The following is a 10493-nucleotide window of genomic DNA, read 5'->3' on the forward strand; positions in this document are numbered from 1 at the left end:
CCTCCTCGCAAGCGGGGAGGGGGTTAGGGGGTGGGGTTCCATCCCATGTCTGGCAAACCCCACCTCAACTTTGGGAAAAACTCAAACCCTTGGCGCGACAGATGCGGTGTGAACCAACTCCAGCAGAAAAGCTACTTTGGGAGAAGTTGAGACATAAGCAAGTTTTGGGTTTTAAGTTCCGCCGTCAGCAAACTATTGACCGTTTTATTGTCGATTTTTACTGTCATGAAGCGCGGTTGGTGGTGGAAGTGGACGGGGAAATTCACAACTACACCCAAGCTGAAGATGCTATACGTCAAGAGTTTTTGCAAAGTTTGGGGTTGGAGGTTGTGCGATTTAGAAATGAGGATGTTCTGGAGAGGATGGAGGGGGTGTTAGAGGTTATTGCTAGTTGGTTGCAGAGATAGAACCCCACCCCCAACCCCCTCCCCGCAAGCGAGGAGGGGGCTAATTATTGTGTGGGTTTTGGGGGTGTGGGCGATCGCTTTTGGTGAGGAAGTGCGATCGAATAGTACAGGTGTTTTATAAATTTATAACTTTGGCTTTTGAATGTAGTTGAATGAATAACATCATGGTGTCCTAGTTAGCGGTAGTGAATTATTAGTGCTAAATCAATACTATTTATATTGATATTCTTTACCACCTTTCAAGCGATGATTGTTTTCAACCTTATCCAGTCAGCTATTATACCTTTTAAATGGCTGTTTAACTTTTTTCAAAAGCAGCTAATCCATGAAATTAATCAGGATCTCACTCGACAAGAAATTAGCTTAATGAAATCACGTATTACCTTTTTGGAAAGCCGACTTGAGGATATGCAGTTTCAACTTTCCTGCCTAAAAATTTGCTTACAGAATACTGAACCAAAGAAATAGGTTTTGTGAAAAAGTGTACCCACTGTAACACTGTATGAAGTAAAGCATTCGTTACAGTGATATCTATGCTCATTCTTGTATCTGGTGGCGTTATTTGAACCGCAATATGGACATTTTGGCTTTCCATTCCAACGAATTTGCTCAAGTAAAATAAGGCATTCTTCGTGATTTCGTGACATGTTTATTCTCAGAGTTCTGAGAATAAACATGTCAAAAAGTACTCTTGAAAATTTTTAATATTGCAGCACTATTTATTAGCCGCCAAAGAAAAATTCCCAGGCAATTAATCTTTTTGATACCGTATACTTAGTTAGTTCAAATATTTATAGATTCTTTTGTTACTCTACACCATTCTCTTGCAACAGTGCATCCGCCCAAGCTGCATCAGCTTCTGACAAGGCTGGTACTGGCTGTTGACTGTAATCTACTACCAAATCATAACCGTGAACTAAAATTCTTATTCAGTCAGCTTTAACGTGAGTTCGACGGAACCTAACCCTTTCCCTACAAGGGAAGGGGCAAAAAATCTACACATTGATACGGAAGAATAAGGTTTTTAAGCCTCTCCCCGCTTCAGGGAGAGGAATGGAAGCGGGGTTCTTCAAAATCTATCGAACTCACGTCAGCTTTAGCTGAGTTCCGCTATTAGCCTCATAATTCATTCTGAGGCGGTTATCGTCACTAATGCAAAATATAAGTTGACGAAGACCGTTACCACAATTCGTGTAACCGTTACACTAAGTTGTGGAACCATTACCGCAAGTTGTGTAACCATTACCGCAAGTCGTGTAACCGTTACACTAAGTTGTGGAACCGTTACCGCAAGTTGTGTAACCATTACCGCAAGTCGTGTAACCATTACCGCAAGTCGTGTAACCGTTACACTAAGTTGTGGAACCATTACCGCAAGTCGTGTAACCGTTACCGCATTGTGAATTGTGTTCTTGCAATTGCGAATTGGTATTAAGCGATCGCAGATTATTGTATCAGGGCGATTCTACTTCAAGTAGAAAAGACTAAGAATCATGAGATTTTGAAATTAACAACACACCATTTGCGGATTTTCCCCTCAAGACGTGGAAGTATTCTTATGAGAACCTTCTTTCATCCTATGTATAACTACTAGATTTTTCAGTAATTACCGATAAATTTGTGTAAATGATCAAAAATTCTACGCCACTTACAGAATCGAGTTTTTGAAAGGCCCCAAGCGGCGGAGTGATCTGTCTTTCACCACCTTTGAGGGGATAGAGTTTCCCACTGCTTTCGTGAAGAGTTCCGAGAACTCTACAGTGACGTTTTTACTCACCTCGGTGACAATTTGAGGAAAAGAGGACAACAATAATGTCTGATGGTAAATCCAAGTTTTTCATTCCTGCTGTCGGTGCTGCTTTAGTCGTAGCAGGCAGTGTAGTTGCTTATATGTATTTCAACGGAGGCCCCTCTGGAACTAGCTCAGACGCTCTTGGCAGTGCTAAGCTAGTACCTTCCACAGCATTAATGGCAACTTATGTCACCACTGATCCACAAGCTTGGGCAAAGTTGCAGCAGTTTGGCACTCCAGAAGCCCAAAAGTTAGTAGCAAAAGGTATAGAAGACTTTAATAAAGATTTTTTTCAAGGCAGTGACATTTCTTACGAAAAAGATATAAAACCTTGGATTGGTGGTGTGATGCTTGCAGTGCTACCACCAAATCCAGCTAAACCCGCACAATTTAATGTGCCTTCTCAAGCAAATCCGCCCATAACATTACAGCAGGAACCGAAGATGCTGATGATAGTGGGAATCAAGGACAAAAACAGCGCTTTTAATTTGGCTAACAGACTCAAAGGACTAAAAAACGTCAAAAGCCAGGACTCTGACTACAAGGGTGAAAAAATTACAGAAACTATAGAAAATGGCAAATCAACATATAGTGTAGTATTAAATAATAGTCACTTGGTATTAGCTCCCGAAAAGCAAGCTGTAGAGAATGCCATTGACACATTTAAAGGACAGCCTTCTTTTGCTAGTAAAGAAGGTGCAAGCAATATTCTCAGCATTGGTGTAGATGTCAAAAATACCTTAGCCCAGATTTACATACCAGACTATGCAGGTATGATACAGCAATTCATAGCTGCAAGCCCCCAAGCAAAGCAATTACCTCCACAAAGCTTGGCACAGTTAAAACAGGTAAAATCGATGGTAGCGGGTGTTGGTGTGGATGATGCAGGATTGCGGATGAAAGCGATCGCTAATTTAGATCCGCAAGCAAGCAAATTCCAATATCAAACTACTCCAGCTAATATAGTGGGGCAGTTTCCCATTGATACTTTTGCATTGGTTAACGGTAAAAATATCAACCGTAGTTGGTCTACTTTGGTAGAACAGTCGAAAGATAATCCACAATTACAGCAAATAGTGCAACAGCTACGCGGACAACTGCGAATAGTCAATATCGACCTAGATAAAGACGTTTTCGACTGGATGAATGGAGAATTTGCTTTTGGTGCTATTCCATCTAATCAAGGTATACTAGCAAGCCTGGGTTTTGGAGGAGCATTAGTATTTGATACTAGCGATCGCAAAACTGCGGAAGCCACTTTCACCAAACTGGATAATCTTGCCAAAACACAAAGTCTTAACATCACCCAAAGAAAAATCGCTGGTAAAAACGTAACTGAATGGCAAATACCCCAACAAGGAGCCTTATTAGCTCATGGTTGGCTAGATCAAGACACCGTATTTTTAGCCCTTGGTGGCCCCATTGCTGAGTCCCTGACAGCTAACAAAAATCAATCTCTTGAAAATAGTGAAAACTTCAAAGCCGTTACTGGTTCTTTGCAAAAGCCCAATGGTGGCTATTTCTATTTAGACATGGAAAAAACCGCGTCCCTAATTAATAGTTCTGCGGCACGTCAATCTATCTCGCCTGAAGCCAGTGCTATTCTAAGTTCGATTCGTGGTGTGAGTGCTACCGCTACCAGCCCCAACAATTCCACCAGTCAATTAGAGTTGTTGTTGGCTCTCAAACCGAATACGGCAAAGTAGGGAATGGGGAATGGGGAATGGGGAATGGGGAACTCGGGGCCCCCACGACCGAAGGGAGTGGGGATTAGGGGCAATTGGGAATTGGTTATTTTCCCTTATCTCCCCCTACTCCCTCATCCCCCTCATCCTTCTCATCCCCCTCATCCCAAGTTCCGCGACTTGTTAAACAATCGCAAAATTGTTTTCGGTTAGTGACGCGCCACTGTAGATTTGTGCAAATTGTACTTGACTAAAAGCACTACCATTGCCATCTTGGTCGAAATACAGTGCCCCTGTAGCGTTGTCAAAGATAAATCGCTGAGTATCTGTTGTCGCACTTGTACCAAGGGTAAACTGACTAGCCAACAGTGAACCTGCTACCAAGCCGCCACCAAAACCATCAGCCGATACTTGAATGATTTCAGTTCTTAGTTTGCAGTTTTTGCTGTTTTTAGGCAAAAATAATTAGCGCTCGATTTGACGCGATCGCTATAATTTGTATTCCTTCCTTTTAAAGGATAGCAATTGTTTTTGATTATTTTCTTTGCTAACCAAAATCTAGTTAACTCGAAGATAATCTTTAGCCTGTTGAAACAAAGGAATTATTCTTTACTAATTCTTTACTCTGCTAGCTTGCCTCAATAGATAAGTTTTTTTCACTGAACCTTATTGCTTTTCAACCAGCTTACTATTAGTACTGATATCACAATCTCAGTTCAGCCATTTCAAGGCAGGCAGAATTTCACCCCATAAACTGCTCTTAATCTTCTTAAATCTTTGTTCGGCATAAATTTACTTCGTCGTTGAACGAAGCTGTCCTCAAAAAGTAGACATGTGCAAATTTTTCGACGGTTAGCTTTTAAGCGTACCGAATAGTAGCCGCACTAAAGACTTTTTTCTTTACGTCGAATACATAGAATATGCACATAGAAAAGCAAAACTTTTATCGCCAGAACTCAGATTTAATAGGACTCATTAATAGGCGCGCTATTCTTGTCTATAGAACGAGCAATCAAACCCCCAGATTTTTTAATAATTCTGCTGTCTGCTGGACTTTCACTAAAGTGTTAGCACATAAAATACCAGATGCCGCCACAGCAGGCACGCCAATTCCCGGCATAGTGCTATCACCAACGCGATATAAACCTTGTATGGGCGTTTGTGTACTAGGAAACATCTTACCAGCTGTGATCGCAGGCCCATAAGTTCCCTGATACCGTCGTAGATAATGGGCGTGAGTCAGCGGTGTCCCAATCAGTTCCAACACCACACGCTCTCGGATATCGGGGATAATTCGCTCTAGGGCGCGATATAAAGATTGTGCTTTGTATTGTTTTTTCTCTTCATACCCATCATTCCCTTCCCATCCTGCATAAGATTCGAGAGTGTACCCATGAACCACATGATGTCCCTCTGGTGCCAGGGTGGCATCCCAAACACTGGGAATCGATATCATGCAAGTATTACCAGGTGTCGTCAAGTCTTGACTAGAATCGTGAACTACCACATGATGCCCTGTCAAATTCTCCAAGCCCGCCGCCCGGATACCTAAATGTAAATGCATAAAGCTTGCAACCGCTGGTGTATTTAAAGCAACTTGGCGGTAAGATGCGGGCAAATCTTCAGGATTGAGTAAGTGATTGTAAGTATCCCAAATCGTCGCATTGGAAATCACCACAGGCGCTTTCAGGATTTCACCTTTTTGCAACCTCACACCAATTGCTTTGCCTGACTCCACCAGAATTTGCTCAACGTGGCATCCCAGACGCAACTTGCCACCCCAGCGTTCTAAACCCCGCACCAAAGCCTTGACAATTGCCGCACTGCCTCCTGTGGGATACTCAACCCCAGCGCGAGAACGTTCACCCAACATAAAAGCTACCTCTGGAGCAATTGTTCCATGTGCCTTTAAACCAGAGAGGAGAAAACATTCTAGGTCAATAACTCGCCGTACCCAAGGGTCTTGCACCGTAGCATCCATCACATTGCCCACAGAAGTCCCAACAAGCGGCAAATAAGGTAACATTTTTGCTAAAGATGGCAAGTAACGCCTCAGCAACACCAGAATCACTTGCCAGTCTGATCTCAGCGACAGAGTGGGAATATCTTTCATCGCCTCATACAAACCTAGCAAGCGTTGTTCAAATCGCTGAAATTCTCTCGCTCCTTGTAGCGTAAACTGAGCTACTTCTTCTCGATAACGTTCAGCATTGCTATAAACTGCAAAAGTACCTTCTCTAAAGTGATAATGTCCTAAAGGATCATAGGGTATAACTTGGAGAGATTCACCAAGCACATCCAAAACCTGTTTTAGAGGATTCAAACTCTGAGCATTGGTCAGACCACAATAGAAAGAGGGGCCAGAATCAAATTCAAATCCCCATCGTCTAAAACTGTGGGCTGCGCCTCCAGGAATTGTATGGCTTTCACAAACAATCACTCGTTTACCATAACGAGCTAGTAAACCAGCAGCACACAAACCACCGATACCGCTACCAATCACTATGACATCAAAATCTTGCATTTTTGTTTTTTGTCAGTTGTCAGTTGTTAGTTGTTAGTTGTTTATTTACCACTAACCACTGACCACTGACCACTGACCACTGACTCTTAACCAATGACTGAACCACTAATTGAACTTAAAGGCGTTTCTAAGACCTTTGGTAGCAATAAAGTTTTAGATAACGTGGACTTGACAATTTACCGGGGAGAAGCACTGGGGATTATTGGGCCTTCAGGAACCGGGAAATCAACGATTTTGCGGGTGATAGCTGGCTTGTTGAATCCTGATGAAGGAGAAATTTACATACAAGGAGTGCGGCGAGAAGGGTTAATTGAAGATCAAGTTGATCCGGTTAGCATCGGTATGGTATTTCAACAGGCTGCATTATTTGATTCGTTGACAGTGGAGGAAAATGTAGGGTTTTTACTGTATCAACATTCTAAGTTACCGCGATCGCGCATTCATGAACTAGTTAAAGAAAAATTAGAAATGGTAGGTTTATCAGAGATAGTCAATCTCTATCCATCTGAACTTTCTGGAGGAATGCGGAAGCGAGTCAGTTTTGCCCGTGCGATTATGTCTAACCCTGATAATCCTAAAGATAGCCCAGAAGTTTTACTATACGATGAACCAACAGCTGGACTTGACCCAATTGCCTCAACAGTGATAGAAGATTTAATCCGTCACTTGCAAATAGCACAAGGAGTATGTAGTACATATGCCATTGTCACCCACCAAGATAGCACCATCCGTCGCACGGCTGATAGATTAGTGTTTCTTTATCAAGGTAAAGTCCAGTGGCAAGGTACAGTTAGTGAAATAGACAGCACAGACCATCCATTAATCAAACAATTTATGAGTGGCAGTGTGCAAGGCCCCATTCAAGTCGTGGGATAGAAAGTTAACAGTGAGGAGTTAATAGTGAGTAGTTAATAGTGAGTAGTTAATAGTGAAAAATTATCAATGATAAATTAAAATCAACTCCTAACTCCTAACTCCTAACTCCTAACTCCTAACTCTTAACTCCTAACTTTTAATTGGTTGTTGGGTAGAGGAAAACATGCGAGATATCATCACAAACCGCTTTGTATCTAGGCGAACATTGAGAGAAGGTTCAGTAGGATTGTTTGTGCTACTGGGACTAGGAACATTTGTATTGATTTTTCTATGGTTAAATAGATTTACCTCTGCTCGTAGTTCATATAAAGCTATTGTTGAATTTGCCAATGCTGGTGGGATGCAAAAAGGCTCCACAGTTCGCTATCGTGGGGTAAAAGTCGGAAATATTTCGCAAATTCAACCAAGACCAAATGCTGTTGATGTAGTAATTGAAATTACTTCACCAGATTTGGTCATCCCCCGTAACGTTACAGTTGAAGCAAACCAGAGCGGACTAATTAGTGAAAGTATTATCGATATTACGCCAAAAACATCACTAGCTGCTGAGGCTATTACCGCCAAACCACTCGACAAAAATTGTAATTCTAGCCTCATCGTTTGTAATGGTTCTCGGTTAAAAGGTCAGATTGGAATTAGTGTTGATGAACTTATTCGTAGTACAACTGATTTAGCTACTAGATTTAGTGACCCCGTATTTTATCAAAGAGTCAATAGAGTTCTGGAAAGTTCAACAGCAGCAGCTTCCGGTATTGCAGCACTTACTCAAGATTTCCAAACATTAAGCAAAAGTTTCCAACGACAGCTAAACACATTTTCATCAACTGCTAATTCGGTGCAACGGGCAACAAATCAACTTACTGCATCCAGTACTAAAACTTTGGATCAATTAGGCGTCACCGCAGGTCAATTTAGTACAACCGCAAGCCAAGCTAATCGTTTGTTGAACAACCTAGATAACCTAGTAACTACAAATCGGTCTTCGCTAGTTGGGGCTTTGAACAATATTACTGAAACTAGCAACCAACTACGCGTCACAGTTAGTAGTCTATCACCTGCTGTCAATCGATTAACCCAAGGAGAATTACTCAAAAATTTTGAAACTCTTTCAGCAAATGCAGCGCAAGCCTCTGCTAATTTACGCGATGCTTCTAAAAGTTTAAGCGATCCAAAAAATATAGTGCTATTGCAACAAACCTTAGATTCAGCAAGACTAACGTTTGAAAACACCCAAAAAATTACATCAGATTTAGATGAATTGACAGGCGACCCGACTTTCCGCCAAAATCTGCGGCAATTGGTAAATGGCCTGAGTGGTTTAGTGTCTTCTACACAGCAGATGCAGGAGCAAGTAAAGGTAGCTGCTACTCTAGATTCAATGAAAGCTGCTGTGATCAATCAACAAAAGACTATTATTGCCACCCCAGCACCAACCAAACAAGTTATATCTCACGAAAAACCTCTACCCGCCTACACAATAAATCCTTCGACTGTTTTTGTTGAAACTGCTGAAAAACAGCCTGAACCTACCAACAGTGCAGTCACTACCATTTCATCTCAAGAAAAGCTCTTGCAAAAGTTACGTAATTATAGTAATGAACGGAAACAAGCTGAGTAATGAATGGTGCAGGGGTGCAGGGGTGCAGAGGTGCAGGAGGAAATGAGGGGGATGAGGGAGATGAGGGAGATGAGGGAGAATAATTAATGCCCAATGCCCCATTCCCAATTCCCTATTCCCAATTCCCTATTCCCTTTCTAGACTGGCCCGCGTGGTTGTGCGCGTAAATGAATTCCAAGTATCCAACTCTTGTGTAGAGTAGCTGAGTAGGCGTGTTCTATGTTCTTCACTAAGTCCCTGCACTTTGCTAAAATCTGCGCCAGCAATGCTTTCTAGCTGCTCAAACTCAATATTAGTCAGGTCAGCTGCGCGCAAATCAACATATGCCAGATTCGCCCTATTTAACCTAGCATTTCGCAAGTAAGCCCCGGTTAAAAAAGCTTTCCGCAAGTCCGCACTGCTGAGTTTCGCCCCTTGTAAATTAGCTCCTGTTAAGTCAGCGCCACCAAGGTAGGCTCCTAAGAGATTAGCACCCTGCAAATCCGCATTCCGCAAGTTAGCAGTGTTGAGAGCAGCACCATTTAAGTTTGCACCTGGGCCGATCGCTCCTGAAGTTTTATATGCAAATCCTGTCGGGAAAATAGTATGACTATCATAACGGCAGACTTGCAGCTTAGCTCCGTCTAAATTGGCACTGCTTAGATCTGTCCCACTCAGGTTTGCTCGGTATAAATAAGCTCCCTGTAAGTTGGCATTCTTCAAAATTGCTCTACTCAGGTCTGCTCCCCGTAAATCAGCTTCGCTGAGATCGGCTTCACTCAAATCTGCCTGACTAAGATTAACTCCAATCAAATTGGCTTTTTTCAAGTTGCCTTTTTGTATATCAAGACCGCTAAAGTCTAATTGGTAAAAGTCTTCCTGATTGACGGCTTGCCCTGCTTTAAGGGCAGCTAAAATTTCTTGTGATGGTCGCTGCATCTCCTTGCCTGTATATTTTTGGTTTTTAAGTCCTTAGAGGTATTATATGGTCGCTTGAACCCTAGAAAATCTCTCGATAAATTTGTCAGGAATCGTCGTAGGATCGGGAGTGGCAAAAAAATTCTGATTGACCTGATATGAGTACCACGATCGCTGACATTTCTGTGAAAACCATTGAAGGCAAAGATAAGCTCTTAAACGAATATAGAGGCAAAGTGCTGTTGATTGTCAATGTAGCATCCTATTGTGGCTACACTGGTCAATACAAAGGATTAGAGGAACTATACCAGAAATATCGCGCTCAAGGGCTGGAAATCCTGGCATTTCCCTGCAATGACTACGGTGCACAGGAACCAGGAACTAACGAAGAAATTGTCCAATTCTGCACCACCCGCTACGGGACAAGCTTTCAGTTGTTTGATAAAGTACATGCTCAAGGCTCACAGCAGCATCCACTTTACGCCGTCCTGACCAAAGCCGTTGAACCGACTGGCAATGTCGCCTGGAACTTTGAAAAGTTTCTGGTGAATAAAAAAGGAGAAGTTGTTGCCAGATTTAAGAGTGCTGTTTCACCCAACGACTCGCAATTAGTGGCAGCGATCGAGCGAGAATTAGCTCAATAAAGAAGGCAGGGGAGAAGGGGAGCAGGGGAGCAGGGGAGCAGGGGAGCAGG

The 10493-nt window shown here is 42.4% G+C and carries 10 protein-coding genes; 5 read left to right on the forward strand and 5 right to left on the reverse strand.

The annotated features are described in order from the left end of the window. Positions 1 to 407: endonuclease domain-containing protein (locus I8748_RS26010; RefSeq protein ID WP_318781264.1), on the forward strand; the 407-nt coding region annotated here is incomplete at its 5' end. A gap of 416 nt (positions 408 to 823) precedes the next feature. Here I8748_RS26010 and I8748_RS26015 read toward each other — a convergent pair. Together I8748_RS26015 and I8748_RS36335 are read right to left on the reverse strand one after the other, a co-directional pair. After that, positions 824 to 1084, reverse strand: coding sequence for a transposase (locus I8748_RS26015; RefSeq protein WP_318781265.1), 261 nt, complete (start codon positions 1082 to 1084; stop codon positions 824 to 826). Between the two features lie 129 nt (positions 1085 to 1213). Next, positions 1214 to 1309, reverse strand: coding sequence for a hypothetical protein (locus I8748_RS36335; RefSeq protein ID WP_214662766.1), 96 nt, complete (start codon positions 1307 to 1309; stop codon positions 1214 to 1216). Positions 1310 to 2219: 910 nt separating this feature from the next. Here I8748_RS36335 and I8748_RS26025 point away from each other — a divergent pair. Further along, positions 2220 to 3905, forward strand: coding sequence for a DUF3352 domain-containing protein (locus I8748_RS26025; RefSeq protein ID WP_198127414.1), 1686 nt, complete (start codon positions 2220 to 2222; stop codon positions 3903 to 3905). A 162-nt stretch (positions 3906 to 4067) separates the two neighbouring features. Here I8748_RS26025 and I8748_RS26030 read toward each other — a convergent pair whose 3' ends face one another. After that, positions 4068 to 4343 carry a hypothetical protein gene (locus tag I8748_RS26030; RefSeq protein ID WP_198127415.1) on the reverse strand — a complete coding sequence of 92 codons (276 nt, stop codon included), beginning with the start codon at positions 4341 to 4343 and terminating at the stop codon, positions 4068 to 4070. 553 nt (positions 4344 to 4896) lie between these two features. Beyond that, on the reverse strand, positions 4897 to 6408 hold the full coding sequence (locus I8748_RS26035; RefSeq protein ID WP_198127416.1) for a phytoene desaturase family protein: 1512 nt from the start codon (positions 6406 to 6408) through the stop codon (positions 4897 to 4899). 93 nt (positions 6409 to 6501) lie between these two features. On the opposite strand from I8748_RS26035, the gene I8748_RS26040 reads away from it, so the two are divergent. Together I8748_RS26040 and I8748_RS26045 are read left to right on the forward strand one after the other, a co-directional pair. Beyond that, positions 6502 to 7284, forward strand: coding sequence for an ABC transporter ATP-binding protein (locus I8748_RS26040; protein ID WP_198127417.1), 783 nt, complete (start codon positions 6502 to 6504; stop codon positions 7282 to 7284). Between the two features lie 163 nt (positions 7285 to 7447). Next, positions 7448 to 8902, forward strand: coding sequence for an MlaD family protein (locus I8748_RS26045; RefSeq protein ID WP_198127418.1), 1455 nt, complete (start codon positions 7448 to 7450; stop codon positions 8900 to 8902). A gap of 126 nt (positions 8903 to 9028) precedes the next feature. On the opposite strand, the gene I8748_RS26050 is transcribed toward I8748_RS26045, so the two are convergent. Beyond that, complete coding sequence (locus tag I8748_RS26050; RefSeq protein ID WP_198127419.1) at positions 9029 to 9820, reverse strand: pentapeptide repeat-containing protein; 792 nt, start codon at positions 9818 to 9820, stop codon at positions 9029 to 9031. A gap of 137 nt (positions 9821 to 9957) precedes the next feature. Between I8748_RS26050 and I8748_RS26055 the strand changes: the two genes are divergently transcribed. Further along, the gene (locus I8748_RS26055) at positions 9958 to 10443 is read left to right on the forward strand and encodes a glutathione peroxidase (RefSeq protein ID WP_198127420.1); all 486 of its coding nucleotides are present in this window, start codon (positions 9958 to 9960) and stop codon (positions 10441 to 10443) included. Positions 10444 to 10493: the final 50 nt, after the last annotated feature.

The organism is Amazonocrinis nigriterrae CENA67, assembly GCF_016056305.1.
Taxonomy (GTDB): domain Bacteria; phylum Cyanobacteriota; class Cyanobacteriia; order Cyanobacteriales; family Nostocaceae; genus Amazonocrinis; species Amazonocrinis nigriterrae.

Coding starts and splice junctions, on each gene's coding strand:
- I8748_RS26025 (WP_198127414.1), top strand. CDS start 2,220: ATGTCTGATGGTAAATCCAAGTTTTTCATTCCTGCTGTCGGTGCTGCT.
- I8748_RS26035 (WP_198127416.1), bottom strand. CDS start 6,408: ATGCAAGATTTTGATGTCATAGTGATTGGTAGCGGTATCGGTGGTTTG.
- I8748_RS26045 (WP_198127418.1), top strand. CDS start 7,448: ATGCGAGATATCATCACAAACCGCTTTGTATCTAGGCGAACATTGAGA.
- I8748_RS26015 (WP_318781265.1), bottom strand. CDS start 1,084: ATGTTTATTCTCAGAACTCTGAGAATAAACATGTCACGAAATCACGAA.
- I8748_RS26050 (WP_198127419.1), bottom strand. CDS start 9,820: ATGCAGCGACCATCACAAGAAATTTTAGCTGCCCTTAAAGCAGGGCAA.
- I8748_RS26040 (WP_198127417.1), top strand. CDS start 6,502: ATGACTGAACCACTAATTGAACTTAAAGGCGTTTCTAAGACCTTTGGT.
- I8748_RS26055 (WP_198127420.1), top strand. CDS start 9,958: ATGAGTACCACGATCGCTGACATTTCTGTGAAAACCATTGAAGGCAAA.